Origin of the sequence: Sphingomonas sp. Leaf257 (assembly GCF_001422185.1) — a bacterium.
Taxonomy (GTDB): Bacteria; Pseudomonadota; Alphaproteobacteria; order Sphingomonadales; family Sphingomonadaceae; genus Sphingomonas; species Sphingomonas yabuuchiae.
Genome location: NZ_LMMH01000034.1, coordinates 195,077 through 221,029, shown reverse-complemented (window position 1 = coordinate 221,029; position 25,953 = coordinate 195,077). Strand labels below are relative to the sequence as shown.

Sequence of the window (25,953 nt, the reverse complement as noted above, 5' to 3'; positions counted from 1 at the left end):
GCCTTGTGCCCCGCCGATACAAGGCCGGGCAGGGTCAAACCGAGCTTCTGTCAGGATCGAGGGAGCAAAAGCAGGGCTTTGTGCGTCCCAAGCTTTACGGCATTTCCTATCGGGGGGATCGAGATAGGTTACGCGCCGAAACGAAAGGGACGGATCCAGATGCGAGCACCATTTCCGGCCATGATGGCCGCATTGATGATCGGTACGGTCGGTCTGTCCGGCTGTTCGGGCGGGGGCAACGGCAAGGGCTCGGTCGAGCTGCTGAACGTCAGCTACGATCCGACGCGTGAGCTGTACAAGGACGTCAACGCCGCCTTCGCCAAGGATTATCAGGCCAAGACCGGCAAGACCGTGTCGTTCCGCATGAGCCATGGCGGGTCGGGCAAGCAGTCGCGCTCGGTGATCGACGGGCTGTCTGCCGATGTGGTGACGCTGGCGCTGGCCTATGACATCGACGCGATCGCCGAGCGGGCCAAGCTGATGCCCGCCAACTGGCAGAGCCGTCTGCCCGACAATAGCGCGCCCTATACCTCGACCATCGTGTTCCTGGTCCGCAAAGGTAACCCGAAGGGCATTCGCGACTGGGCCGATCTGGTAAAGCCGGGCGTGCAGGTCATCACGCCGAGCCCGAAGACGAGCGGCGGCGCGCGGTGGAACTTCCTGGCGGCCTGGGCCTATGGCAAGAAGGCAGGCGGTTCGGACGCGGCGGCGCAGAAATATGTCGCCGACCTCTATGCCCATGTGCCCGTGCTGGACTCAGGCGCGCGCGGGGCGACGACGACCTTTGTCGAGCGGGGGCTGGGCGATGTGCTGATCGCCTGGGAAAATGAGGCTTTGCTGTCCGAAAAGGAACTGGGCGCGGGCAAGTTCGACATCGTGGTGCCCTCCATCTCGATCCTGGCCGAACCGCCGGTCGCGGTCGTCGACGCCAATGCCAAGGCGCATGGTACCGAACAGGTCGCGACCGAATATCTGAAGTTCCTCTACACGCCGCAAGGCCAGGAGATCGCCGCGCGTAACTTCTATCGCCCGCGCGATCAGGCGGTGCTGGCCAAGCACGCCGCCACCTTCCCGAAGCTGGACATGGTGACGATCCAGGACTTCGGCGGCTGGGCGGCAGCGCAGAAGCGGTTCTTCGCGGATGGCGGGGTGTTCGACGCCATTTATGGCGGCCAGGCCAAGCGGCGCTGATCACGGTGTTGCGGAGGAAGCGCCGCTCGGCGCTGCCGGGCTTCGGCCTGACCATGGGCATGACCATCTTCTGGCTGGGGCTGGTGGTGCTGGTCCCGTTGTCGGCGCTCGTCATCCGGGCGGCGGGCATGGGCTGGGAGGGCTTTGCCGAAGTCGGGCTGTCACCGCGCGCGCTGGCCGCCTATCGGTTGAGTTTCGGCGCGGCGCTGGCGGCGGCGGCGATCAATGCGGTGTTCGGGCTGCTCATCGCCTGGATCCTTGTCCGCTATGAGTTTCCGGGCAAGAAGCTGATCGATGCGGCGGTGGACCTGCCGTTCGCGTTGCCGACGGCGGTGGCGGGCATCGCGCTGGTGTCGCTCTATTCGGAAAATGGCTGGGTCGGGTCGCTGCTCGCGCCGCTCGGGATCAAGGTCGCCTATACGCCCATGGGGGTAACCATTGCCCTTGTTTTCATTGGTTTGCCGTTCATTGTTCGCTCGGTCCAACCAGTACTTGCTGACCTGGGTCGCGACGTGGAGGAGGCCGCCGCGACGCTCGGGGCCTCTCGCATGCAGACCTTTGGCCGGGTGATCCTGCCCGCCATTGCCCCAGCTTTGCTGACCGGCTTCGCACTCGCCTTTGCACGGGGGGTGGGGGAATATGGATCGATCATCTTCATCGCGGGCAACATGCCCTTCAAGTCAGAGATCGCGCCGCTGTTGATCATCACCCAGTTGGAGCAGTTCGATTATAACGGAGCGACCGCCATCGCCTGTGTGATGCTGGTCCTGTCCTTCGCGATGCTGCTGTTCGTCAATCTGCTCCAGGCGTGGCGCGCCAAGCGGGGGACGCGATGAGCAACTCCAACCCTACGACCATCGAAAGCCCCTGGGCGCGGCGGGCGCTGATCGGTGTCGGTTTTCTCTTTCTGGCGTTGTTCCTGTTCCTGCCTTTGGTCATGGTCTTCGCGGGCGCTCTTGCGAAGGGATGGAGCGTCTTCTTCGACGCGCTGGTCGACCCGGATGCGCTCGCGGCGATCCGCCTGACATTGCTGGTGGCGGCCATCTCGGTGCCGATCAACGCGGTGTTTGGGGTGGCGGCGTCCTGGGCCATCGCCAAGTTCGATTTCCGTGGAAAAAGCCTGCTCATCTCCCTGATCGATTTGCCTTTTTCGGTGTCGCCGGTGGTTTCCGGCCTCATCTTCGTCCTGCTGTTCGGGGCGCAAGGATGGCTGGGGCCGTGGCTGACCGAGCATGGGGTGCGGATCATCTTCGCGGTGCCCGGCATCGTGCTGGCGACGGTGTTCGTGACCTTCCCCTTCGTGGCGCGCGAACTGATCCCGCTGATGGCCGAGCAGGGCCGCGATGACGAGGAAGCGGCGCGCTCGCTGGGCGCGAATGGCTGGCAGATTTTCTGGCATGTCACGCTCCCCAATATCCGCTGGGGGCTGCTTTACGGGGTGCTGCTCTGCAACGCCCGCGCGATGGGCGAGTTCGGCGCGGTGTCGGTGGTGTCGGGGCATATCCGGGGGCTGACCAACACCATGCCACTGCACGTCGAAATCCTGTACAATGAATATGACTTTGTCGGCGCGTTCGCGGTGGCGTCTCTGCTCGCCTCGCTCGCGCTGGTGACCTTGGGAGTGAAGACCGTGCTGGAATGGCGTTTCGGCATCGACCGGGCGGGAGCCGCGCATTGAGCATCGTCGTCGACAATATCTCCCGCCGCTTCGGCGGGTTCACCGCGCTGGACCGCGTGACGCTGGAAACCAGGCCCGGCGAGTTCCTGGCGCTGCTCGGCCCCTCGGGGTCGGGCAAGACCACGCTGTTGCGGACCATCGCCGGGCTGGACTTTGCGGATGAGGGTCATGTCCTGTTCGACGGACAGGACATGACCGGCACGCCCGCCGCCGAGCGCCGCATCGGCTTCGTGTTCCAGAATTACGCGCTGTTCCGCCACATGACCGTCGCCGACAACATCGCCTTCGGCCTGACGGTGCGCAAACGGCGCGACAGGCCCGCCAAGGCCGCGATCGCCAAGAAGGTCGCAGAGCTGCTGGAATTGATCCAATTGCCGCAACTGGGCGATCGTTACCCCGCGCAGCTGTCGGGCGGCCAGCGTCAGCGCGTGGCACTGGCCCGCGCGCTCGCCATCGAGCCGCGCCTGTTGCTGCTCGACGAGCCGTTCGGCGCACTCGATGCGCAGGTGCGCAAGGACTTGCGTGGCTGGCTCCGGCGCATCCATGACGAGACGGGGCTAACCTCGATCTTCGTGACGCACGACCAGGAAGAGGCGCTGGAAATCGCCGACCGCATCGTCGTGATGCGTGGCGGCGTGATCGAGCAGATCGGCACGCCCGCCGAGGTGCAGAGTGCACCTGCCACCGCCTTCGTGTCGTCGTTCATCGGCGAGACCAACCGGTTGCCCGTCACGCGGCGGGATGGCGCGGCCGTTATCGGCGACGGGCTGGCGACCGTGCCCGACGAAGCGCGCGGGCAGGGCGGGGGCGAAATCCATATCCGCCCGCACGATGTCGAGCTGGCCGGGCCGGGCGCCGCCGACGCGCTCCCCGTCACCATATTGGCGAGCCGCCCCATTGGTCGGTCCCGCCGGATCACGGCCGAGCTTGCCGGTATCGCCGAGCCCTTGACCTTCGACTTGCCCGTCGCGGAGGAAGCAACTGCGGGACAATCGCTGTCGATCCGCCCGGTCCGCTATCGCATTTTCTGATCCCTTTTCGCGTTCGATCTCCTGACCTTTTGCGGGAATTGGCCGTTTCGGCATTTGCCAGTGCCGGGTCGTCGGGGCATGACGCGGACGTCAACAGGGGAGATCGTCGTTGAAGGTCGGACAGGAATGCTGGCGGATCGAGCAGGCCGATCGCATGGCAGTCATCGTCGATGCGGAGGAATATTTCCGGATGGCCCGCCGCGCGATGCTGAATGCGCGACGGCAGATTCTGCTGATCGGCTGGGACTTCGACGCGCGCATCGTCCTGGATCATGACGAGGCACCCGGTGAGACGGTCGGCGACTTCATCTACTCGCTCGTCCAGCGCCAGCCCGAGCTGGAGATTTTCCTGCTCCGCTGGGACACCGGCGCGATCAAGTCGCTGTTTCGGGGGCGGACCTTCTTCACCGTCCTGAAGTGGATGGCGCACAAGCGCATCCATACCAAGCTGGACGGCCATCATCCGATCGCCGCCTCGCATCACCAGAAGATCGTCATCATCGACGACCAACTCGCCTTTTGCGGCGGCATCGACATGACCAGCGAGCGCTGGGACACGCGCGAGCATCGCGATGACGATCCCGGTCGCAAGCGGCCCGGCGGCCAGCCCTACAAGCCCTGGCACGACGCGATCAGCGCGGTGGAAGGCCCGGTGACGCACGCGCTGGGCGAGCTGTTCCGGGAACGCTGGCATGCGGCGGGCGGCAAGCCGATGGGGCCTGCCGTGCCGGGCGCAAGCTGCTGGCCGGAAGGATTGGAGCCCGACTTCACCAACCAGCCGGTGGCCATCGCCCGCACCATGCCGGAGATGGACGATCAAACCCCGGTTCACGAGAATGAGGCGTTGTTCCTCGCCCAGATCGCGCGGGCCGAGCGCTATGTGTATATCGAGAGCCAGTATTTCGCCTCCCGCCGGGTGGCCGAGGCGATTGCCCGGCGGCTTGACGAAGAGAATGGCCCGGAATTCGTCATCATCAACCCGCTGACCGCGCAAGGCTGGCTGGAGCCCATCGCGATGGACACCGCCCGCGCCCGGCTCGTCGAGGCGTTGCGGCGGCGCGACCGGCATGGGCGGCTGCGGCTGTATCATCCCTTCACCGCCGGCGGCGAGGCGATCTATTGCCATGCCAAAATCCTGATCTCCGACGACCAGGTCTTCCGGCTGGGCTCGTCGAACTTGAACAATCGATCCATGCGGCTGGATACCGAGTGCGACCTGGCGATCGCGGTCGAGGCGGACAGCCCCGCCGGGCGGCGGATCGCGGCGATCCGGGACGACCTGCTGGGCGAGCATCTGGGCATCGCGCCCAGGCTGGTCGGCGATGCCGTTGCCCGCACCGGTTCGTTGATCGCCGCGGTCGAGGCGCTGCGTGGGAAGGCAGGGCGGAGCCTGCGCCCTTATGAGGTGCCGGACCTGTCGAGCGTCGAGGAATGGCTGGCGGACAATGAAGTGCTCGACCCCGAGGGGCCGGACGAGATGTTCGAGGCGTTCAGCCAGCGCAAGGGACTGTTCCGGCGGCTCCGGCGGCACTGATGGGGGAGGTCGTCAACTTCCGTCAGGCGCGCAAGGGCTTGGTCCGCAAGGCCGCCGAACAGCAGGCGGCGGAGAACCGCGTGCGGTTCGGACGGACCAAGGCCGAGAAGCGGCGGGATGCGGTGGAGCAGGATCGGGTTCGCAAAGAGCTGGACGGTGCCAAGCGGGAGGATTGATCTGCCGAACACCCTCACCCTTCCGGCGCTTCGCGCCTCCCTCCCTCTCCCATCGGGAGAGGGAAGGGGCCCGCCCGCCTAAGCGGGTGGGAAGGGTGAGGGCGGCGTTGCGTTCTCAGCGCGGCGTCGCGAACCAGATGGTGTGGGTCGCGCCCTTGCCATTCTCGCGGGCGCGGACCTTGACCTCGTCGACCAGGAAGCCCGCACGCGACAGCCGTCGGGTAAAGACCGGGTCGGGCGCGGCCGACCAGATGGCCAGCACGCCGCCGGGACGCAGCGCCATACGCGCCTCGTCCAGTCCCCGGTTCGAATAGAGCCCGTCATTGGCCGGGCGGGTCAGCCCGTCGGGGCCATTGTCGACGTCGAGCAGGATCGCGTCATAGGTGCCGCGCCCCGCATAGATCGCATTGCCGACATCGCCCATCGCCAGCGTTACGCGCGGATCGTCCAGGCACCCGGCGGTCAGTTCGACCATCGGTCCGCGGGCCCATTCGATGATGCCGGGGACCAGCTCGGCCACCGTCACCCGCGCATCGCGGCCCAGCCGGGCCAGTACGGCGCGCAAGGTAAAGCCCATGCCATAGCCGCCTATCAGCAGATGCGGCGCGCTGCGCCCGCCCAGCCGATCGCAGGTCATCGTACCCAGCGCCACTTCCGAGCCGCTCATGCGCGTGCTCATCAGCTCGTTGCGATCGAGCACGATCATGAAGTCCTTGCCCCGGCGGAACAGCCGCAGGGGCTCGCCACCCGGCACCTCGGCGATGCCCAGCAGCTCGCGCGGGGTCATTTGCCCTGGCGCGCCTTGCGTGCGGCGTAGCGTGCGTCGCGTGCGGCCTTCAGCTCGGCGGCGGTCGGGACCACCGGCGGCCGCGCGGCGGCGGCAGCAGCCTCTGCGGCGGCCTCGGCCTCGGCCTTCGCCTTGGCGCGGGCTTCCTCACGGGCGGCCTTTTCCTGCTCGATCGCGGCCTTGTGGGCGGCGCGGCGCTCGGCCTCGGCGGCTTCCTTGGCCGCGCGGGCGGCGGCGCGGGCTGCGACGACCTCGGGGTCGGGCGCCGCCTTGTTGCGCAGCTTTTCCAGCGCGGCGGCCTTTGCATCGCGCGAAGCCGATGCGCGATCGGCGAAACCGGGAACCTTATATCCTGCCATCAATCCTTCATCCTGCTGGTGGGCCATGGGAGCCCAATGCACAACGGCCCCGCATCGCTGCAGGGCCGTTGGAGAAACTGGTGGACGCACTTGGGCTCGAACCAAGGACCCGCTGATTAAGAGTCAGCTGCTCTACCAACTGAGCTATGCGTCCGTTCGTCACGCTCGTCAGGCCGTCCGGCGGCCCGCCTCGTGATCGGGAGGCGCGCCTTTAGCAGGCCTCCGCCGCTTTGCAAATGCTTTTTGCCGATTTTTTGCCTTACCAACGTGCGGGGCGACGATTTTCGCGGTCGATCGCCATCAGGATGCCCAGGCACAACAGCACCGTCATCTGCGACGATCCGCCATAGCTGACCAGGGGCAGGGGGATGCCGACCACGGGTGCCAAGCCCATGACCATCATCAGATTGACCATGACATAGATGAAGATGGTGGTGGACAGCCCCGCCGCCGTCAGTCGGGCAAAACGCGTCTGCGCCGCCTGTGCGACGTTCAGGCCCCAGCGGATGACGAGGATGAAGGCCAGGATCAGCAAACAGCCGCCGACCAGCCCCCATTCCTCGGCCATGGTCGCGAAGACGAAGTCGGTATGACCTTCGGGCAGATAGTCGAGATGGCTCTGGGTGCCGTTCAGGAACCCCTTGCCCCAGATGCCGCCAGACCCGATCGCGATCTTGGACTGGCTGATATGATAGCCGGTGCCCAGCGGATCGCTTTCCGGGTTCATGAAGATCAGCACGCGGTTGCGCTGATAATCGTGCAGCACGAAATTCACCGCCAGCGGTGCCGCGACCGCCAGCGCCATTGCGCCGCCGATGAACAGGCGAAGCGGCACGCCTGCCAGGAACATGACCGTCGCGCCGCCCGCACAGATCATCAGTGCAGTGCCGAGGTCGGGCTGCTTCATGACGAGCGCGGCGGGCACCGCGATCATCGCCGCCACGGGCCATATGCCGGAGAAACGCCGTGTCTCGGCCGGCGGCATCAGTTCGTAGAAGCGTGCGGCGCCCAGCACGATGAACAGCTTCATCAGTTCGGACGGCTGGAGGCGGATGAAGCCGACGTCCAGCCATCGCTGGCTGCCCCCGCGTACCGCACCGAGCAGTTCGACCAACACCAGGGCGACCACCAGCACCAGATAGCCCGGCATGGCGATCCGCCGCCACAGGTCGAGCGGCAGGCGCGACAGCACCAGCGATCCGGCCAGCAGGACGAAGAAGCGCACGCCCTGCGGCTTGGCCCAGGGGGTCAGCGAGCCGCCCGCTGCCGAATAGAGGACAACCAGCCCGAAACAGCCGATGGCGGTAACCAGCAGGATGACCCGCCAGGGCAGCTGCGCGATCGGTTCTGGGATGATGCGGGGGCCGCTCATGGATTGGGGTCGCCTGCGTCTTCGGGATCGGTTTCGCGCGTCGCCATCGCCTCGGCCTGCGCGTCGGAGACATTGGTTGCGGCCTCGACGGCGGGGGCATCGGTCGCGGCACCCGCATCGGTCTTGGTCGCGGCGGCGGCGGGCTGGGGCGCATGCGCCGCGCGGTAGGCGGCTTCCTCGGCGCGCATCCGGGTGGTGATGTCACCGCCCCAGGTCGGTTCACCTTCCGCCAGCGAGGCCAATGCCCGGTCGCGGTCGAACAGATAGGTCATGATGTCGCGGCCGATCAGCGGCGCGTCCAGATTTCGCACGGTATGGCCGTTATGCTCCAGCACGACGGCGGCGGCGTAGCGTGGATTGTCGGCGGGAGCGAAACAGACGAGCAGCGCGTGATCACGCAGCTTGAAGGGCAGCTGTCCGTTCTTCAGCACGCCCATGCGCCGCTCGGCCATGGTGATGCGGCGGACCTGCGCGGTGCCGGTCTTGGCCGCCAGGCTGACCCCGGGCACCAGCATCCGCGCCGCACCGCCGGTGCCGCCCTGGTTGACCACGCCGAACATGGCGTCGCGCACCACCGCCAGATGCTCGGAAGCGACGGGCAGGGCAGGTGCGTCGAGATGAACCTGATGCGCGAGCATGCTGGGCTGGAGATGTCGCCCGGACGCGAGCCGCGCCGCCATCACCGCCAGTTGCAGCGGATTGGCCAGCACATAGCCCTGACCGATCGAGGCGTTCAGGCCATCGGCAACGGTCCATTTCGTCTTATATTTCTTCAGCTTCCACGCCGCATCGGGCACGGTGCCGTAACGTTGCGTGCTGAGCGGCAGGTCGAATTTCTGGCCCAGCCCGACCATCCGCGCGATCGGTGCGATCCGGTCATAACCCATGCGCCGGATCATCTCGTAGAAATAGATGTCGCAGCTTTGCTCGATCGCACCCTTCAGGTTCAGCGCGCCGTGCCCGCCCCGCTTGTGGCAGTGGAACACGCCGGTGCCGACCCGCATCGCGCCGGTGCAGAGCACCCGGTCATTCGCCCCGACGCCCGCCTCCAGCAGCGCCAGGCCGTTCATCGGCTTGACGGTCGAGCCGGGTGGATACAGCCCCTGCGTGACCTTGTTCATCAAGGGCACGTGATCGTTTTCCGACAGCATCGACCATTCGAGATGGCTGATCCCGTCCGAAAAGCTGTTGGGGTCGTAGGCGGGCATCGACACCATCGCCAGCGTCTCGCCGGTGCGGCAGTCGAGCACTACCGCCGACCCCGAATTGGTGCCCAAGCGACGGGCGGCATATTCCTGCAACCCCGCATCGATGGTCAGACGGATATTGCGGCCGGGCGTGTCGGGGCGGGTGGCGAGTTCGGCCACAACCTTGCCGCGTGCGGTGACCTCGACCCGCTTGGCGCCGGGCTTGCCGCGCAGATACGGCTCCAGCATCTTTTCCAGCCCGTCCTTGCCCAGCTTGAAGCCGGGGGTGACGAGCAACTGGTCATGCGTCGCCTTGAACTGTTCGGCCGTCGGCGTGCCGACATAGCCGGTCAGATGCGCGACGGCGGGGCCGGCCGGATAGAAGCGGGCAAAGCCGCGCGTCGGCTGCACGCCGGGCAGTTCGGGCAGGCGGACGCTGACCGCCGCGAAGCGTTCCCAGTCCAGCCGCTCGGCGACCTGTACCGGCTGGAAACCCGCGGCATGTTCCAGGTCGAGGCGGATGCGGTTCATCGCCTCGTCGTCCAGCTTCAGGATTCGGCGGAGCAGTTCCAGCACCCGGTCCTTGTCCTCCAGCCTGTCGGGGATGATGTCGACGCGGAAGTCGGTCCGGTTGTTGGCGATGGGCATGCCATGCCGGTCGATCAGCCAGCCGCGACGCGGCGGGATCATCGTCGTGTTGACGCGGTTGCTCTCGGAGAGGAGGTTGTACTTTTCGTTCTGCGCGATCGACAGCCACGCCATCCGCCCGGCGAGCATCAGGCCGACGCCCGCCTGCGCCGTGCCCAGCACAAAGGCGCGACGCGAAAAGCTATAGGCCTGCGCGGCCTCGGTCATGATCCGGCCGGGGCGATCCATGCTCAGGCCCCTACCTCATTCCGGCCGCGTTTGCGATCGATCCACGCGACCAGGCGCGTCGCCATCGGGAAAAGCAGGATAGTGATGGCGATCTGGATGACCAGCGGCGCATCGACCTGCGCGCCGACCGGCACGGCCAGGAAGCGCCCGGCGATCAGGCAGAAGGCGATGGCGCCGCTGGCGATCAGCCAGTCCTGCCAAAAGTCGCGAAATACCAGCCGATGCTCGAACAGATCGATCGCCAGTGAGGTCAGCGACCAGAGCAGAACGGCGGAGCCGAGCGGCTGCCCCGATACCAGATCGTCGAACAGCCCGAGCGGCGCGGCCGCCCACAGGCGCAGCGCAAAACGCGCGACCAGCCGCCAGGCGAGCAGCATCAGCAAGCCCATTGGCGGCTGCAACGGCACGATCGCCACCACCGGCACGATGGCGGTCAGCGAACCGGCCATCACGGTCAGCCACGGCAGCGCACGGGCGCGGGCGGGGGGCAGTCCGGGGTCGAAGGGGTTATAGGCGTCGAGGGTCACGGCCGGGGTGCCGGCGCTGATGGCGGCATCGGCATGAAGGCGCGCTGAACGATCGCGAAATCCAGCGTGTCGGGATGGATGAAGGGACGCGCCACCGCGACGTCGCCACCATCGGTGCGGACGCGTGCCACCGGGATGTTCGGGGCATAGAGCCCGCCGGTGCCGGAGGTCACGAACAGGTCGCCCTTGCCCAGCCGGACATTGGTCGCCACCGACCGGACGTCGAGCGTGCCGTCCCCCCGCCCGACGGCGATGGCGGGCATGCCGTCCCGGGTACGTCGCACGGGCACGATGCTCTCGGGATCGGTCAGCAGCAGGACGCGCGCGGCGGCAGGCCCCGACTCGGTCACGCGCCCGATCAGTCCTTCCGGCCCGCGGACCGCCATGCCGGGCTCCACGCCCTGCCAGCGGCCTGCGTTGAGCAGCGCGAAGCGGCGGCCGCTGGCCCCCGTCGAACTGACCAGCCGTGCCGTCACGACGGTGTCGGGCGTACGGTCGCGCACCGCCAGCAAACGCCGCAGGCGGCGATTGTCATGGGCGATGGTCCGCGCCGTCAGCAGGACCTTGCGCGACTGCTCCAGTTCGGCGCGCAGCCGGTCGTTTTCGGAATGGACGAAGAAATAATGGCCGATCGCATCGGGAACGCTGCTCACCGCGTCCCCGATCGCGACGAACGTGCCCGAGATGGGCGCGGTCACGCTGCCCAGCGTCATGCGCAGGGCGGCAAAGGCGGGCGGGTTGAAGGTCGATGCGACAAGCAGCACCGCACCCACCACCGCACCCGCCACCGCGAGCACATAGGCCAGGAAAGCTCCATATTGCCGCCGTCGCGAGAAACCGGTGCGACGGTCGCGGGCGGGCGCCATGCGCCGGTCCCCTTATGCTGGAGGTTAGCCGTTCAGCAGGACGCCGCGATACATCGGGTCTTCCAGCGCACGGCCGGTGCCCAGGGCGACGCAGGTCAGCGGGTCTTCCGCCACCGTCACCGGCAGACCGGTCTCGTCACGCAGCACCTCGTCCAGCCCTTCGAGCAGCGCGCCGCCGCCGGTCAGGACGATGCCCTGGTCGACGATGTCGGCGGCCAGTTCGGGCGCGGTGTTTTCCAGCGCGACACGAACGCCCTCGACGATGGTCGCGACCGGCTCGGACAGCGCCTCGGCGATCTGGCCCTGGTTGATCTGGATTTCCTTGGGCACCCCGTTGACGAGGTCGCGGCCCTTGATCTGGATCGTCACACCGATGCCGTCGGCCGGAGGACGCGCGATGCCGACTTCCTGCTTGATCCGCTCGGCGGTGGCTTCGCCGATCAGCAGGTTATGGTTGCGGCGGACATAGGATACGATGGACTCGTCCATCTTGTCGCCGCCGACGCGCACGCTCGTGGTATAGGCCAGGCCGCGCAGCGACAGGACGGCGACTTCGGTCGTGCCGCCGCCAATATCGACGACCATCGAGCCGATCGGCTCGGTCACGGGCATGTCGGCGCCGATCGCGGCGGCCATCGGCTCCTCGATCAGGAAGACCTGGCTCGCGCCCGCATTCGAGGCGGCGTCGCGGATCGCGCGGCGCTCGACCTTGGTCGAACCCGACGGCACGCAGATCACGATCTCGGGCCAGCGCGCGAACTTGCGGGGGCCGTGCACCTTCAGGATGAAGTGCTTGATCATCTGTTCGGCGACGTCGATGTCCGCGATCACGCCGTCGCGAAGCGGGCGGATCGCCTCGATATTGCCCGGCGTTTTGCCCATCATCAGCTTGGCGTCGTCACCGACCGCCTTCACGCGCTTGATACCGTTGATCGTCTCGACCGCGACGACTGACGGCTCGTTCAGCACGATGCCGCGTCCGCGGACATAGACCACGGTGTTCGCGGTGCCGAGGTCGATCGCCATGTCTTGCGACATGAATTTCAGGAAGCGGGGGAGAGGCATCGAGGCTTTCGTTCCGTCTGGTGGACCGGGTGGGCGCATTTCATATCCCGAACCGCCGCCAAGAGCCGTCCCAAGAGCCTCTAAAAGGCACCTGCACCGTCATTTGCGGGGTCGCGGGATGCCGTCGCTTGGGCTAGGGTTTGCCGCATGTCAATACGGCGTCTGCCTCCCCATCTCGTCAATCGTATCGCGGCCGGTGAAGTGGTGGAAAGGCCCGCCAGTGCGTTGAAGGAATTGGTCGAAAATTCAATCGATGCGGGGTCCAGCCGGATCGCGGTGACGATCGGGCAAGGGGGCATTGGCCGGATCGAGGTGGCCGATGACGGGTGCGGCATGTCGGCCGAGGATATGGCGCTGGCGCTGGAGAGGCACTGTACGTCCAAGCTGCTGGACGAAGCGATCGAATCGGTTCTGACCCTGGGTTTTCGCGGCGAAGCGCTGCCCTCGATCGCCAGCGTCGCACGGGTCACGATCGAAAGCAGACCGGCGGGCCGCGACGGGTGGAGCCGTGTCGTCGACAATGGCGAGGTGCTGCGCGACGGCCCCGCCGCCGTGCCGCCGGGGACCCGGATCGTGGTGGAGGACCTGTTCGCGCGGGTCCCGGCGCGGCGCAAGTTCCTGCGCTCGCCGCGTTCGGAATATGCCGCCTGCCTCGACATGGTGCGCCGCCTGGCGATGGCGCGGCCCGATATTGCCTTCACGCTGGAGCACGACGGTCGGCGGGTGCTGACGGTGCCGGGCGGCGAGGAGCGGCCCGGCCGCGTGGCTGGCCTGACCGACCGAGCGCTGGCGGAGAATTCGGTCGCGATCGACTGGGTGCGCGACACCGTGTCGCTGGGCGGGGTCGCTGGGCTGCCGACGTTCAACCGGGGTATCGCCGACCATCAATATCTGTTCGTCAATGGCCGACCGGTCCGCGATCGCCTGTTAATGGGCGCGATCCGAGGGGCTTATGCGGAGATGCTGCCACGGGATCGTCACGCGGTCGTGGCGCTCTTCCTCGACATGCCGCCGTCGGAAGTCGATGTGAACGTCCATCCGGCCAAGACCGAGGTGCGCTTTCGGGATCCTGCGCTGATCCGGGGCATGATCGTATCCGGCCTGCGTCGCGCGCTGGACGAAGCGGGTCATCGCAGCGTGCAGCGTCCGCCGGACTCGGCACTGGCCATGTGGCAGGCAGAGAGTGTCGCTGCGCCCGTGGCCGCCGCCCCGGTCGCCGATGACTGGGCATCGTCTGCGCCCGAGACGCGGGTCATGGAGCGCCAGTCGCTTTTCGCGCCGCGTCCCGGCTTTGCAGTGCCCCCGCCGCTCGCCCGTGCCGAAGCGGCTTTCGCTTCCCCGCCGGAGGTTCGCCAATATCCGATGGGCGTCGCGCGGGGGCAGGTCGCCAAGACCTATATCGTCGCCGAGGCGGAGGACGGCCTGGTCCTGGTCGATCAGCATGCCGCGCATGAACGGCTGGTGCTGGAGCGGATGCGCGCCGCGCTGACCGGCGGCCGGGTGGCCTCGCAGGCCATGCTCATCCCCGAAGTGGTCGAACTGGACGAACCCGCCTGCGACCGGCTGGAAGCGCGCGCCGAGGAACTGGCGGAATTCGGCCTCGACCTCGAACGCTTCGGTCCGACCGCGATGCTGGTCCGCTCCACGCCAGCACTCTTGGGGCAGAGCGACCCCAAGGGGCTGGTCGCCGACCTCGCCGACGAACTCGCCGCCTTCGACCAGGCGCTATCCCTGCGCGAACGGCTGGATCATGTCGCCGCCACCATGGCTTGCCACGGCTCGGTGCGCGCAGGCCGCATCCTGTCGGTTGCCGAGATGAATGCGCTGCTGCGCGAAATGGAAGTCACGCCCCATTCCGGCCAGTGCAACCATGGCCGCCCGACCTGGGTAAAGCTCGACTCACAATCGCTCGCGAAGCTGTTCGGGCGTTAAAGTGAGGTCGAATGATGCAGGCTATTATATATGCGCGGTTTTCGTCTGACGCTCAGGCCACGGGCGATTCGATTCCGCGTCAGCTTCGGACGTGCACTCCATATATAGAGTCTAAGGGGTGGACGCTTGAAACGATCCTCAAGGATGAGGGCCGGTCGGGATTTAAAGGCCATCATCGTCTCGCGAATGCCGCGCTTGGGACGCTCGAACGCGAAGCCCGAGACGGTCTACACGTCGGCAAGGTGTTGGTGATTGAACGCCTCGACCGCCTCAGCCGTGAGGATCATAACGAGACTTATGACCTGATTCGCGCGCTGACAAAGAGTGGGCTGTCGATTGCCACTGTCGAAGGCGACCGGCTCTATGAAGCCTACCAGCCCATCGAATTCGCCGCGATGATCGAACTGATCGTTCGCTTGCGCATGAACCACGAAGAATCGGCCAAGAAGTCGAGCCATGGTCGAGCAAAATGGGATGCACGACGCACCGCGATGACAGAGGCGAAGAAGCCGGTGAGCGCTCTATGTCCTGCATGGCTTCGAATCAGTGAAGACCGATCGCGCTATGAGGTTTTCGAAAATCGCGACGACACCGTCCGCCTGATTTACGAGCTTGCCGATAACGGGATGGGTTCGCAGCGCATAGCCCGTTCGCTGAACGAACGCGGTATCAAGCCATGGGCGAGATTCGCAAATCGAACGCCGCGCGCATGGTCGCGAGGAACGTTGGTTCGAATGCTAACCGACCCCGCCGTGACTGGCGATCATCAGCCAATGCGGATGGTAGGCGACAAGCGTGTCCCCGTGGGTGATCCGATCCGCGATTATTATCCTCGTATCATCGACCCCGATCTTTTTGCCCGTGTTTCAACCGCTGCCGCTGATCGTAAGGCGGTTGCGGGAAACAAGGCTGACATCCCCAATTTGTTTGCGGGGCTGGCGCATTGCGCGACATGCGGCGCGAAAATGAACTACCGGAATGGTCGTCGCGCCGGTTACGTTCGAGTTCGAAATGGCGTCGAGCAAGCGCCAACCAAGACGAAGGCGGCATCGCTCGTTTGCCCAATCGCGAACGATGGTGGCTGCTCGAACAAGCGAACCATCGCGTACGTCTCGCTGGAGAGAGCGTTGATCGATTCGGCGCTCCACCTGTCGCTGGACGATGCGTCATTCTCCCGCCGCGAAGACGTGGCGCGCCTTGATATCCAAATTGCAGACCGTCAGCGGGATCACGACATCGCCTACAAGGCGGCTGAAGAGCTTTGGATGAACGCGGGCGCGAGCGCCATTGCGCAGAAGCTAGCGGGGCAACGTGAGGCGGAAGCCGAAGCAATTGCGGCTGAGATTGTCGAATTGCGGGCGTCGCGCGCGATGGCGGCAGGGAAGGTGTCGGCGGCGGAACACATCAGTCGCCTGAACGCGATTCGTGAAAACTTGGAAGCCGAAGATGATGAAGAGCGGACGACCGCTCGCTTGAAAGTCGCTCAGGGGTTTCGGTCTGTTATCGACCGGATCGACTGCCGCGATGATGGCGTGTCGATAGTGAAGTTCGTTGGTGGACGACGGGTAATCAGCGTGAAGGCGGGCAGGGGGCGCGCCGCTCCACGAGTTTGGGATTTCGACCTGATGCATTCGATGCGCGACAATGCGACCGACGATGTCAGAGAAGCGCGTTATTTGCGTCGAGTTTGTCCGGACCTATCGAGTAAATAACCTTGTAAATACAGGTGGTTGCGCATTTGAAAATTCGCTGTCAAGCCCTTTAGCCGCATATTTTTGCGAGAAGTGCGCCGGTCAACCGGTTGACGCCAATTCAAAAATCTGATCCCTATTAATCATCGCAGTGCGGCTTTGCACCCAGCGTCACAAATCTAATTTCGATTTTTGACGGTGGAGCGCCCGGTGAACATCCATGAAGCATCAGTTCTCAATAAGCTGACGGAGCGTGGCCCCGGATGGACCATCTTGGCGCTTGTCATCCTGAGAATGCGTGCGGGCTCCACCCGTGGCTACTTGGTGGTAGGGGCGAGCGGTATCAGTGCTTTGGGGGTAGCAGGCCGAATGTTGGGGTGGCTCTAATCGGCCCGCGCGCAATCATGCTAAATAGCAGATGGACAACTTCTCTGCTTATGCTGACTCACCTACCTCTCCTGCGCGATCCGCTGTAACGGTCATCGCGGGGACCGATCTCGCACTGACATCCAAGGCCCTGTATATCGGCAGTGGCGGCGACCTGACTGTTCTCATGGCGGACGGCGCGCCAGTCACCTTCAAGAGCGTTCCCAGCGGCCTGATCTTGCCAATCCGCGTATTGCGCGTGACCACTGCCAGCACCGCCACCAACATCGTGGCCCTCGCCTGATGAAGATTGATCTGGGTATAGGCGTTGGTAGCCTTTCTTCCACGCTTTTCCGCAGCATTCCTACGCGCCCAAAAGCTGGTGATCTGGTCTTCGGCTTATCGCCATATCGCACGGTCGGGAACGGGACGACGACGCTCGCCTATGCTCCCGCAAGTGGCTTTCTGAACGAAGTCGCTGACAACTTCATGCCCCCTCAACCGGCAGGGCACCGGTTCGTGTATTTGAATTTTGGCTTCAACTCCGTTGACAGCGCGGGACCCACGGCGCTCGAAACGCCCCCCGGCAATACCAATACCATCGATGGGAGCGTGACCTTCACGGCTGCGAATGGCAGTGGGACGCGCGTCGCTGGCACATTTGGCGGTATGTCGTCGATCACGATGGCGGATGGCGGCTTTGCGATCGAGGATGCGCGCCCGGCCTTTGCAGGAGGGTTCCACCGTGTCTCTCTGACCACGCCAAGCGGTGGCAAGCGTCCAACAGGCTGGAACGCTGATCCCGTCTTTGGCGAGTATCGCCGCCGCAATAGCGCGCCTGTCGCTGCGAACCTGAACGGCGGCACGATCACTGGCAGCGCGCCTGACAATCTACGCGGCTATAAGCCGCACGGCGTCCTTATCCCGTACAACGGCTCGACACCCTCCGTTCTATTGATCGGTGATTCCATCACGCAACAGAACGACTTGCGGTTCGACGCGCGCCAGCTTGTCGGCGGGATCGTAAAGGCACTGGGCGATCCGTCCGGGCAGGGTTCATTTGGGGTGGCGAACTTCGGTCATCACGGCGCAGCGATGGAAGACCTTATGGACGTGACGCCGGGCAGCAACCGCTTCAGCCTGCGATACGCCATGCTAGCCGCCGCGCGGGACATGAACGGCGGACGCTGGCCATTTAGCCATATCTGGTCGCAAGGCCTGCGCAACGATTTCTCCAGTATGGTTAGCGCCACGACGCCGGACGACGCCTTAGCCTTGATGAAGGTCCGGGCACAGGCGTGGTGGAATTTCCTTGCAGCGACGTTCCCCGGTATCCCAATCATTCAATCCACGGTCAGCACGCGCGTCACGTCGTCGGCCACGACCAATTACACGACTTTGGAGGGACAGGACCCGCGCCCCTTCACGGCGGGCGTCGCCTTGGAGCAATTTAACGAATGGCTGGTCAACACGAGTCCGGCACCACTCGCCATGGTTGTCGATCTTCGCGGCGGGCAGCGTGAGTTGCGCCCGGATGTCCAGTTCACTGGTCAGGCTCCAGTGTGGGCGCGTCTCGCATTTGTGAAGGCTGGCGCGGGAACGTTGGCGACGGCGCTGACGGCGGGCGTGGCTGTGACAAGCGTGACGATTAACGCGACCATTGCGCCCGTTGTTGGGTCGGCGTGCTATTTCGAGCCCGGCACCTCTTCTAGTGAGATCAAGGGTAACGTTGCTGCTGTGACTGACAATGGCGGGGGGAGCTTCACGGCGACGTTGGCTGCGAGTATCGCGCCCACCTACGCCCATGCAGTTGGCTCGGTTTTCGCCACCTCACCCACGACGGACGGGACACATCCCGAAAGCGTCGTTCACGACATCTGGGCTGAGATCATCAAGCCACTGAAACCCCTGATCGCAAACCTATAAACGGCGGCGGCAAGCGGCAAGTTGTCGCGAAGTAAAGGGTGTGCTATACCGCGAAGTTCTTGCGCTAGCCGGGCGGCGTTGCGCTTTCAATGCGGTGATATGCGATGACCTACTATGAGATTTTGGTTAGAGTTTCTTATTCGACCTGTCAACAGTTTGTTGATCGTGGATATTCATTCGCTATCTTTCCTATCAACCTTTTTGATAAGCTTTTCGGGGATAACGTTATCTCCCTTATCAGAGGGCATACCAATTCCGTTAGCTTCGTGGAAGCTGCGGTATGACGGTTCCCGATATGATCGTGAGGTTGGTCGGCCTGCTCGATAAAAGCGAGCGCCCTGCCGTCCTGTTCTCGTTTATGCTTTTGGTGCTGGTAACGGCGCTGACTGCGATCGTGTTGGTCGTGTACGAACTGGGATCGTCCAGTGTCGCGATTGGGTCGGTCGCCATGGTGTATCGATGGGTGCGTAGCGGGTTCAAGCGTTTGCCCCGGAGTACTGCCGATGAATAAGTGGCAGGCCCTTGTGGACATCGTTAAGGCGTTCATTGACGGCGGTAAGCCCGGTTACGCTATGGCGGCGATCGTCGTGGTATGCGCACCATTCGCCCTTTTCGCGTGCGCTACGTTATTGAAGATAGTGTGGAAGTGAACTCAGGCTTTGCGGATAGCGTCGGCCAGCGTGTCGAAGCGATCGTTGACGATGTCGGTGAGCTTGTCTTGCCCGCGCTCGACCCGCTCCATCGCTTTGTCGATCGCCTGCACCGCACTTTCTAATTTGACGATCCGCTCGACATCCGCCGTCCGCAGATGTTCGACCGCGTCGATGCGAGCGGTCTGGTTCTTGATCTGATGTTTCAGGTCGTCATGCTTGTCAGCGAGAAGAGCGATCTTGTTCATCGCCTCCTTGGTAATCGCACGGACGATAAGCCCTGCGGCGGTCGAAACAGTGGCGAGCCCCGCTGCCCACTCGATCAACGAGGATGTCTCGAACATCATCGCGCCACCGCGTCCACGATCGCGGTCAGGGCGGCAGCGCCTGATGCTGACAGGCCAGCGCGAATGAGCCACGTCAGGGCGACGCTCTTAACGGCAGGGACTTCCCAGACGATCTTAGCATAATGGATCGCGGTCGCGCCCAACCGCTGCCATGAGCGCTTACGCATTCGCCACCGGGGCCATCTGCGTCGATTGATCGAGGCCGTATTGCTGCCGCAGCATCGCTAACTGATAGTTGTATCCAGATTGGTTCGCGCACTGCTGAGCGCATTGATAAACTACACCTGACTTCGCGGCTTCTGGAAATTTCGCAAGGATTACGCCGTAGGCGGCTGCGCTCCGCGCCTGCTCTTCGACTAATTCTTCTAAAATCGCTTTATGAAAATCGGTGACTACCTCGTAGGCATCTGAAAGTGTGGTGGTGGACATTCTGTATTTAGCTGAACGCCATCCATCACTGCTCGGTCTGGACTATGGAGATGTTCTGTGTCGCAATGCCGCCTCTGGTCGATCCGTTTTGTGGTCCCGGCCCGGTGTTGCGACTGGTAAGGCGTGCAGAGTAAGTCACGGTGGAGCCACCCGAGTTATCAGTGAACGTGAGTGATCCGCCGATACCCTCCCGATAGCTACCGGGTTCATCGGCACTGAAAGCGGGATCACGATACCATGACCCGGTCGCGGTCAGCGTGGCGACATCCGCACCATTTCTCGACAGGACGATTTGTGCGGACAGGTCGCTGCCTGACCCTTCGTTCTGAAATTTGTCAACGCTTTGCGACCACGACCAACTATAGCTCAGCACGACGACGCGCGTCCCGCCGCGTGATCCCACCGACCCCGTGGTGACGTTCGCATTTGTAGCCGTGCTGGTTGTGCCAATCGCGTTCTTCGTCGTGCCAGCGGACAAACTACCACCGAAATAGCTGCTGCCGTCAGTCTTCAGATAGTAGCTCGCATTGGCCTCGGTGCAGTCGGCGAGGTTCGCTTTTCGCGGCCCGAACCACTCGATGAATTGCCCGCTCGACCCAAAGCCGTTGCCAGACACCTTCATAACCGAGCCGTTGTCAAAGATGATGCGGCCCGCGTTTAGGTCGAATTTCGCCGAACCTGACGCGTTGCGTACGACGCCCGCCGTCACGTCCCCGATGTTTGCACTGAGTGCCGATAAGCTCGTGACATTAAGACGATCAGCGGTGATCGTGTTGGCAGCAATCTGGTTCGCCGTGACTGAACCAGTCGTGATGCGCCCGCCATTGATCGTAGTCGTTTCCCCACGATTGATGCGCCCGGCGGGGTCCTGCTGACCCGTGTAGGCCCAATTCGTGACGGTCTGGGCCTCAGTATTGCCAACCATGGTGCCGGACGGCGCACCAACCGTAGCTCCTTCCGCCACGCCACGAAGAACGTCCACGCCACGTCCATCACTGAACGCTAAGTCGCGCGCATCCTTAATCGACGCACCACCAATTGAAGGTACGCCATTCACGATAGAGAACGTCGCACGGACATAGCTACTGGGTCCGCCAGCGCTAAAATATTCGGTGCCATTACCCTCGCCGACGCCTTTTTGGCCGATCAGAATGTAAGACGACCAAGCGGGGAAATTTGAACTTCCGAAGACCGAGCGGCTTGCGCCGCAATTATACATCTCAGCCGCAAGCCCCTCATTCAGGCGATTGCCCGATGGCTCATCAGATGTATAGATCACAATGGTTGAACCAAAGGAGATGTCGCGAAGAAGCTGCGCCATACTCCCGGCCGATGAACCATAGCCGCCTTCGTAAGCGACCGTGCCGTTACCATAAACGTCAAAATGTCGGATGCCCCAAACTTCGCCGCCGTTCGTCCAACAAACAGTGTAACTGCGGTTATACGCGTCAGTTCGCAAGTTAGGATACGAGCCATCCCAATAGACTTGTCCGTCAGGTCCGCGAAGACCATGATTGTAGCCGGATGGAAGAGAGGAAGTTCGGTTGCCTCTTGCCCCGACCGTAAAGGTCTGCGGCTTTCCAGCGCCAGAAACACCAGACCATTTTGCGCTATCAAAAGCAGAGTCCACCGTTCCACGGCCACCTACGATGACGGTATTGGCCAAGATGGTGTTGGCCTTGATGCGATTTGCGTCGATCGACCCTGTGGTGATCCTGTCGCCGTTAATTATCGTCCCACCATAAGTCATGTTTAGGTCTGAACCACCCCACCATGATCCCAGCATCACGCGATCAGACCCGCCAAAAGCTTCTTGTTCGGATTGGGTGTGATAGATGTACCCACCATCCTTTACCCAATAGAAGAAACGATGGGGGTTCGCGCCGCCCGTGTTGCCCGGATTTACGAACTGGGCGCGCGGGCTGCCATTGTCGTCTTGATAATAGATGTAGCCGTTTGACCACGACACCCAGTTATTTGCCGGGTTCCACTCAAAGTTTAGGCCGATAAACGAGATGGCGCGATTGCCGATCGTCAGCTTGTTCGCGCTGATCGTGTTGGCGCTGATTGAGCCGCCAGCGATCCGCGTATCATCGCCACCCTGACGCCAATTCGCCAACGTCGTACCACCCGAGATATTGATTAATCCCGGATTGATCTGGGTCCCGACGCCATTATTGATACGATAGGCAGGGTCACGCGCTCGCTCTACTGCGTCACCAAGATTTCCGCTTGTATTAGCGACTGTGACCGTATTGGAAATCACGCTATTCGCGGCGATCTTCTCAGCGCTCAGAGTGCCCGCTGTAATGCGGTCGCCGTTCAAGCTATTGACGGTGATCTTGTCCGTGGTGATTGCGCCATCTTTGATCAGCGTCGTATCCGAGACGCGCACAATCTTGCATGTGAACGCGAGTGTTCCGCTCCAATCACCGATAAGTCGGAATTGCCACTGCTTACACGCAAGCGTATTTGCGGGATTGGTGATAGTGAACTCATTCCGAAAATAGCTGCTCGCTGCGTTCCAATTGACCGCCGGATTTGCGTCTTCGGGATTGATCCCGTAGCCTGTCTTGAGGCTCAACCACGCCCACGCAGGCATGTGGATCACGGGGCGGAAGTTGCCGCTGAAGTCGCCGTATGTGTAGACCCCGACGCTCACACGGTAGGTAGCCCCAAGCTCTACGGGGAAGAACATGGAGTAATAATCCGTTCGCCCCGATGACGTAATTTTGAGTTCGCGTCCCGTTTCGTTCATACCGGACTCGCCAACGCTGAGGCGATTGTCGGCATTCCCGCCATTCCACCAAGCAGGATCGTTGTAGCCGCCATCGCCGATGACGTTGTCTGGATTACCCACGGCCAAAACACGGGCGGTCAACGCGCTGGTAGCAATCTGGGCAGCGGTGATAGTGCCAGTCAAAATTTCATTTGCGGTGATGGAGTTGGCAGCGAGCCGGTCTGCGCTAATAGTCCGAGCAACGATCTTATTGGCATTAATCGAGCCCGTTACGATACGCTCGCCGTTGATAATGGTTGATACGCCAGCATAGACGTTCAAAGACCCATTAAATCTATCTGCGATTTTGATGTGCTCACTATTTGGGAGGAAGAAATTCCGATCCCCCACGACATCGAAATATGATCGCCCCGGCACATAGACGACCATGCAATCGTGCGATCCCGTCTCGCCACCGCTGATGTTGTATGTATCGGTGGAGCCCACGGTGTTGACGATGCGAACATTGCCCGCGTCCCACCGTAAAACGCCATCGGTGGTGATGCGCATGTTAATGCCAGACATCGACACCGGACGCGAAGCGACCACGAGATTGTTGGTCGAGATGGTGTTAGCGGCAAGTTCGTAGCCGCTGATCGTCCCGGCTCTGATATGTCCGGCTTCAATGGTGCGGGCTGTTAGCTTGTTGGCGTTTATCGATCCGGTGACGATCTGATCGCCATTCAGAATGGTGCCAACTCCGGCATGGACCGCTAAGTTGGAGCCACCATACCAAATCGCGATTTGCCGCCAATTCGGTGAGGCAAAATATGTCGCATCGTTATTGTAGTCGAGCCACGTCCGTTCATCCGGCATGTAGTATTGGATAAACATCGGCGAGCTGGCGGATGCGCCTCCGTTAATCGAGTTCGCTGAAATTGGCCTGCTAACGAAATCACCGTTTGCGTTTGTGAACAAGATATAGCCGCTGTCCCATCTTACCGCGCCGTCCTGATAACGGATGTTGCAGCCAACCAAAGAGATTGGCTTTGTTGCCGCTGAGAGATGGCGGGTTTGAATTGCACCGGCCGACACCTTGTCGGCGTTGATCGCTCCGGCGGTGATCTTGTCCGTCGTGATCGCGCCATCTTTGATCAGAGTGGCGTCGCTCACGCGAACGATCCGAACCATGAATTCGACGTAGCCGGTCGTCCAATGTCCATCGAACCGGAATTGGGTATTGCGCGTCAGATTGCTGGCCTCAGACGGTATCGAGAATATAACCGGAGCGGGATTGAAGTTGGTGTCACCACGATGGAATGTGTGGCTGTCGCCGCTATAGTTTGCCGTAGGGTCGATCCCGGCGAAGCCCTTCCTTATCCCGAGCCAATATAGTCCGGGCATATGAAGGGAGATGTTGAGCCAACCGTTGAAATCTGGGCTCATGTAGATTTGATAGTCGAGCTTGTAGGTCGCGCCAATTTCGACTGTAAAGAATGGCGTATACCAAGCGGCATCGGTCGGATCGATGTATATCGTTCTATCAAATCGCCATTGGCTATTCTGCGGGCGGACAGTGACAGTGTTATTGCCATAGCCACCCGAAAAATTTTTTCCATTCCAGAATCCGGGATCGAAAAATCCGCCATCTGGAATTATGTTGTCAAAATTTCCAATGGCAAGGTTTCGGGCCACAATTGTGTTCGCAGCAATCTTGTCCGCTGTGATCGCATTTGCCTGAATCTTGGGCGCACTGATCGCATCGTCGGCGATTTTGACTTCGGTGATCGCGGCGGTCGCAATCTTGGTGTTTCCAACTGCGCCGTCGATGATCTTGTATGCGTCTACGGAGTTTGGAGCGAGTTTGACATTCGCGACGGAGAAGTCCGCCAAGCGCGTTTCGGTGACAGAGCCCATCGCCAGTTTGTCAGCGGTGATCGCGCTGTTGACCAGCTTTTCAGTCGAGATGGTCGATGGAGCGATGTCCTGACCACTTACCGACTTCGTCCACCCGCCACCCGATAAGCGATACAGTTCACCCGCATAGAAAACGACAGGCGAGCCGGTCCAACCCGATGGGCTGGGCAAAGACGTGACGGTCTGCGGTGGCACCAACCCCGGTGTAAGGTCATCCAGCGAAACACCGCCGGTCGTGGCGACCGGGACATTCGCGGTCGTGGCTGATACGTTGTCGCTACTGTCGAGGGCAACCGCCGCCACGTAATAGGCGGCGGCACGCGCAAGATTGGAAAAGCGGGTTTCCGCGCGCGTATTGGCCGTGGCAGAAACGGTCGCTTCTGCAATCTTCGCGTTGTCGCTGCGATAGAGCGTGAAGCGAATTTTCGCCTGATCGCTGTCACTGGGCGCGACCGTCGCCACGTCAATCCAAGTGATACCCCCGACCGCCGACAGGCCTGTGGGAGCCGCCGGAGCCACCGTATCGCGGCCGGTCGCAAACGAAGGTGCGCTGACCCAACCGCTCGCGACGTTGATCTTGAGCGCCCTTATACGGGAAGAATACGAGGTGTTTCGTTTACCCGCGAACCGATAGCTCGTGGCGGGCGCTGCAAAGACAATCGCGCCCCCGCCATTTTCGGAAAGCTCGACCTCATAGCTGGTCGCATCCTTCGCGGCGGTCCACGTGAGCGTCACGTCAGCGCCCGCGTCCGTCAGTGTGCTGAACCATTGGATGTTCGACAGCGATCCGGGCGGTGTGGCCGCAGCTATCTCGCGATCTGCGACCGCCTGACCCGCCGCCAACGCTTTGTCGATGTCAACGCGAATTGTGGGGAGTTTATCGATGCCCGCGACGATGGTGGAGGAAGGTCGTCCGCTGACATTCGACGTATCCTTGGCCGTATTGTCGCGCGTGACATCTGCGCCGGGTGCAATCCCGCCGAGCTTGCCGCCCTCACCGGGATTGATGTCTGAGAGCCTTGATGGCGTACCCGTCAAATCGACATAGGGAATGGTGACGCGGGCAGTCCTGATCCCATCTTGGAACCACGCCCCATAAACGCCACTGGTCATGCGATAGCGGGCGCGAACCTCAACTTCAGTGCCGGGCGCATTACTGGAGAAGGTGAAGCTGCCCGCTGTGGGATCATGGGCAGCGGCTTGCTCAGTCCAGCCTTCTTCCGCACCCGTATATTGGCCACGGATACGAGACTGAATTTGGATGCTCGACACCCGACCTGAATTCTGCGGGGTCCATTCGACTTTGATTTCTGAAACTTCGCTCACA

General features: G+C 62.7%; 22 protein-coding genes and 1 tRNA gene. 11 read left to right on the top strand and 12 right to left on the bottom strand.

What is annotated here, in order from left to right; translation table 11 throughout:
- Positions 1-159: 159 nt before the first annotated feature.
- The 6 genes from ASF14_RS16785 (at position 160) to ASF14_RS20980 (ending at position 5,610) form a co-directional block, all read left to right on the top strand.
- Positions 160-1,191, top strand: coding sequence for a sulfate ABC transporter substrate-binding protein (locus tag ASF14_RS16785; protein WP_082442304.1), 1,032 nt, complete (start codon positions 160-162; stop codon positions 1,189-1,191).
- Positions 1,192-1,196: 5 nt separating this feature from the next.
- Entirely contained in the window at positions 1,197-2,027 is an 831-nt protein-coding gene (gene cysT, locus ASF14_RS16780) for a sulfate ABC transporter permease subunit CysT (protein ID WP_269083254.1), read from the top strand.
- Positions 2,024-2,869, top strand: a complete 846-nt coding sequence (gene cysW / locus ASF14_RS16775; protein WP_056438414.1) for a sulfate ABC transporter permease subunit CysW — start codon at positions 2,024-2,026, stop codon at positions 2,867-2,869. Before cysT ends, cysW begins: the two co-directional genes overlap by 4 nt.
- Complete coding sequence (locus ASF14_RS16770) at positions 2,866-3,900, top strand: sulfate/molybdate ABC transporter ATP-binding protein (RefSeq protein WP_056437674.1); 1,035 nt, start codon at positions 2,866-2,868, stop codon at positions 3,898-3,900. Before cysW ends, ASF14_RS16770 begins: the two co-directional genes overlap by 4 nt.
- 154 nt (positions 3,901-4,054) lie before the next feature.
- Positions 4,055-5,434 carry a phospholipase D-like domain-containing protein gene (locus ASF14_RS16765; RefSeq protein ID WP_056438411.1) on the top strand — a complete coding sequence of 460 codons (1,380 nt, stop codon included), beginning with the start codon at positions 4,055-4,057 and terminating at the stop codon, positions 5,432-5,434.
- Positions 5,434-5,610 (top strand): DUF4169 family protein, encoded by a 177-nt coding sequence (locus ASF14_RS20980; protein WP_082442303.1) that lies wholly within the window; start codon positions 5,434-5,436, stop codon positions 5,608-5,610. Before ASF14_RS16765 ends, ASF14_RS20980 begins: the two co-directional genes overlap by 1 nt.
- A 115-nt stretch (positions 5,611-5,725) precedes the next feature.
- Here ASF14_RS20980 and ASF14_RS16760 read toward each other — a convergent pair whose 3' ends face one another.
- The 8 genes from ASF14_RS16760 to ASF14_RS16725 all read right to left on the bottom strand — a co-directional run bounded on the left by ASF14_RS16760 (position 5,726) and on the right by ASF14_RS16725 (position 12,649).
- Positions 5,726-6,397, bottom strand: coding sequence for a spermidine synthase (locus ASF14_RS16760; RefSeq protein WP_056437671.1), 672 nt, complete (start codon positions 6,395-6,397; stop codon positions 5,726-5,728).
- On the bottom strand, positions 6,394-6,756 hold the full coding sequence (locus tag ASF14_RS16755) for a DUF6481 family protein (protein WP_056438408.1): 363 nt from the start codon (positions 6,754-6,756) through the stop codon (positions 6,394-6,396). Before ASF14_RS16755 ends, ASF14_RS16760 begins: the two co-directional genes overlap by 4 nt.
- A 78-nt stretch (positions 6,757-6,834) precedes the next feature.
- Positions 6,835-6,910 (bottom strand) — tRNA-Lys (locus ASF14_RS16750).
- 105 nt (positions 6,911-7,015) lie between these two features.
- Complete coding sequence (rodA, locus tag ASF14_RS16745) at positions 7,016-8,128, bottom strand: rod shape-determining protein RodA (protein ID WP_056437668.1); 1,113 nt, start codon at positions 8,126-8,128, stop codon at positions 7,016-7,018.
- A complete protein-coding gene (mrdA, locus tag ASF14_RS16740; protein WP_056437665.1) occupies positions 8,125-10,191 on the bottom strand; it encodes a penicillin-binding protein 2 in 2,067 nt (688 codons plus the stop codon). Before mrdA ends, rodA begins: the two co-directional genes overlap by 4 nt.
- Before the next feature lie 2 nt (positions 10,192-10,193).
- Positions 10,194-10,718, bottom strand: a complete 525-nt coding sequence (locus ASF14_RS16735; RefSeq protein ID WP_056437662.1) for a rod shape-determining protein MreD — start codon at positions 10,716-10,718, stop codon at positions 10,194-10,196.
- On the bottom strand, positions 10,715-11,584 hold the full coding sequence (gene mreC / locus ASF14_RS16730) for a rod shape-determining protein MreC (RefSeq protein WP_056437661.1): 870 nt from the start codon (positions 11,582-11,584) through the stop codon (positions 10,715-10,717). Before mreC ends, ASF14_RS16735 begins: the two co-directional genes overlap by 4 nt.
- A gap of 24 nt (positions 11,585-11,608) precedes the next feature.
- A complete protein-coding gene (locus ASF14_RS16725) occupies positions 11,609-12,649 on the bottom strand; it encodes a rod shape-determining protein (RefSeq protein ID WP_042482832.1) in 1,041 nt (346 codons plus the stop codon).
- Between the two features lie 147 nt (positions 12,650-12,796).
- On the opposite strand from ASF14_RS16725, the gene mutL reads away from it, so the two are divergent.
- The 5 genes from mutL to ASF14_RS16700 all read left to right on the top strand — a co-directional run bounded on the left by mutL (position 12,797) and on the right by ASF14_RS16700 (position 19,075).
- Positions 12,797-14,581, top strand: coding sequence for a DNA mismatch repair endonuclease MutL (gene mutL, locus ASF14_RS16720; protein WP_056437658.1), 1,785 nt, complete (start codon positions 12,797-12,799; stop codon positions 14,579-14,581).
- An 11-nt stretch (positions 14,582-14,592) separates the two neighbouring features.
- Positions 14,593-16,293 carry a recombinase family protein gene (locus ASF14_RS16715; RefSeq protein ID WP_056437655.1) on the top strand — a complete coding sequence of 567 codons (1,701 nt, stop codon included), beginning with the start codon at positions 14,593-14,595 and terminating at the stop codon, positions 16,291-16,293.
- A 397-nt stretch (positions 16,294-16,690) separates the two neighbouring features.
- The gene (locus tag ASF14_RS16710; RefSeq protein ID WP_056437653.1) at positions 16,691-16,942 is read left to right on the top strand and encodes a spike base protein, RCAP_Rcc01079 family; all 252 of its coding nucleotides are present in this window, start codon (positions 16,691-16,693) and stop codon (positions 16,940-16,942) included.
- Positions 16,942-18,564: a hypothetical protein gene (locus ASF14_RS16705; protein WP_056437649.1), complete on the top strand. Its 1,623-nt coding sequence runs from the start codon at positions 16,942-16,944 to the stop codon at positions 18,562-18,564. Before ASF14_RS16710 ends, ASF14_RS16705 begins: the two co-directional genes overlap by 1 nt.
- 280 nt (positions 18,565-18,844) lie before the next feature.
- The gene (locus tag ASF14_RS16700; RefSeq protein ID WP_056437646.1) at positions 18,845-19,075 is read left to right on the top strand and encodes a hypothetical protein; all 231 of its coding nucleotides are present in this window, start codon (positions 18,845-18,847) and stop codon (positions 19,073-19,075) included.
- Between the two features lie 141 nt (positions 19,076-19,216).
- Here ASF14_RS16700 and ASF14_RS16695 read toward each other — a convergent pair whose 3' ends face one another.
- Genes ASF14_RS16695 through ASF14_RS16685 form a run of 4 tightly spaced genes read right to left on the bottom strand, consistent with a single transcriptional unit; the run spans position 19,217 to position 25,952 of the window.
- Positions 19,217-19,561 (bottom strand): hypothetical protein, encoded by a 345-nt coding sequence (locus ASF14_RS16695; RefSeq protein ID WP_056437644.1) that lies wholly within the window; start codon positions 19,559-19,561, stop codon positions 19,217-19,219.
- Positions 19,558-19,728: a hypothetical protein gene (locus tag ASF14_RS21670; protein WP_156361263.1), complete on the bottom strand. Its 171-nt coding sequence runs from the start codon at positions 19,726-19,728 to the stop codon at positions 19,558-19,560. Before ASF14_RS21670 ends, ASF14_RS16695 begins: the two co-directional genes overlap by 4 nt.
- Positions 19,721-19,990 carry a hypothetical protein gene (locus ASF14_RS16690; RefSeq protein WP_056437641.1) on the bottom strand — a complete coding sequence of 90 codons (270 nt, stop codon included), beginning with the start codon at positions 19,988-19,990 and terminating at the stop codon, positions 19,721-19,723. The genes ASF14_RS21670 and ASF14_RS16690 overlap by 8 nt, the downstream gene beginning before the upstream one ends.
- A 25-nt stretch (positions 19,991-20,015) precedes the next feature.
- A complete protein-coding gene (locus ASF14_RS16685) occupies positions 20,016-25,952 on the bottom strand; it encodes a hypothetical protein (protein ID WP_168371558.1) in 5,937 nt (1,978 codons plus the stop codon).
- Between the last annotated feature and the right edge of the window lies 1 nt (position 25,953).

What these genes read in the sequence shown, in the direction of transcription:
- ASF14_RS16785 (WP_082442304.1), top strand. Translation starts at nt 160, where the DNA reads ATGCGAGCACCATTTCCGGCCATGATGGCCGCATTGATGATCGGTACG.
- cysW (WP_056438414.1), top strand. Translation starts at nt 2,024, where the DNA reads ATGAGCAACTCCAACCCTACGACCATCGAAAGCCCCTGGGCGCGGCGG.
- ASF14_RS16765 (WP_056438411.1), top strand. Translation starts at nt 4,055, where the DNA reads ATGGCAGTCATCGTCGATGCGGAGGAATATTTCCGGATGGCCCGCCGC.
- ASF14_RS20980 (WP_082442303.1), top strand. Translation starts at nt 5,434, where the DNA reads ATGGGGGAGGTCGTCAACTTCCGTCAGGCGCGCAAGGGCTTGGTCCGC.
- ASF14_RS16760 (WP_056437671.1), bottom strand. Translation starts at nt 6,397, where the DNA reads ATGACCCCGCGCGAGCTGCTGGGCATCGCCGAGGTGCCGGGTGGCGAG.
- ASF14_RS16755 (WP_056438408.1), bottom strand. Translation starts at nt 6,756, where the DNA reads ATGGCAGGATATAAGGTTCCCGGTTTCGCCGATCGCGCATCGGCTTCG.
- rodA (WP_056437668.1), bottom strand. Translation starts at nt 8,128, where the DNA reads ATGAGCGGCCCCCGCATCATCCCAGAACCGATCGCGCAGCTGCCCTGG.
- mrdA (WP_056437665.1), bottom strand. Translation starts at nt 10,191, where the DNA reads ATGGATCGCCCCGGCCGGATCATGACCGAGGCCGCGCAGGCCTATAGC.
- mreC (WP_056437661.1), bottom strand. Translation starts at nt 11,584, where the DNA reads ATGGCGCCCGCCCGCGACCGTCGCACCGGTTTCTCGCGACGGCGGCAA.
- ASF14_RS16725 (WP_042482832.1), bottom strand. Translation starts at nt 12,649, where the DNA reads ATGCCTCTCCCCCGCTTCCTGAAATTCATGTCGCAAGACATGGCGATC.
- mutL (WP_056437658.1), top strand. Translation starts at nt 12,797, where the DNA reads ATGTCAATACGGCGTCTGCCTCCCCATCTCGTCAATCGTATCGCGGCC.
- ASF14_RS16715 (WP_056437655.1), top strand. Translation starts at nt 14,593, where the DNA reads ATGATGCAGGCTATTATATATGCGCGGTTTTCGTCTGACGCTCAGGCC.
- ASF14_RS16710 (WP_056437653.1), top strand. Translation starts at nt 16,691, where the DNA reads ATGGACAACTTCTCTGCTTATGCTGACTCACCTACCTCTCCTGCGCGA.
- ASF14_RS16705 (WP_056437649.1), top strand. Translation starts at nt 16,942, where the DNA reads ATGAAGATTGATCTGGGTATAGGCGTTGGTAGCCTTTCTTCCACGCTT.
- ASF14_RS16700 (WP_056437646.1), top strand. Translation starts at nt 18,845, where the DNA reads ATGACGGTTCCCGATATGATCGTGAGGTTGGTCGGCCTGCTCGATAAA.
- ASF14_RS16695 (WP_056437644.1), bottom strand. Translation starts at nt 19,561, where the DNA reads ATGATGTTCGAGACATCCTCGTTGATCGAGTGGGCAGCGGGGCTCGCC.
- ASF14_RS21670 (WP_156361263.1), bottom strand. Translation starts at nt 19,728, where the DNA reads ATGCGTAAGCGCTCATGGCAGCGGTTGGGCGCGACCGCGATCCATTAT.
- ASF14_RS16690 (WP_056437641.1), bottom strand. Translation starts at nt 19,990, where the DNA reads ATGTCCACCACCACACTTTCAGATGCCTACGAGGTAGTCACCGATTTT.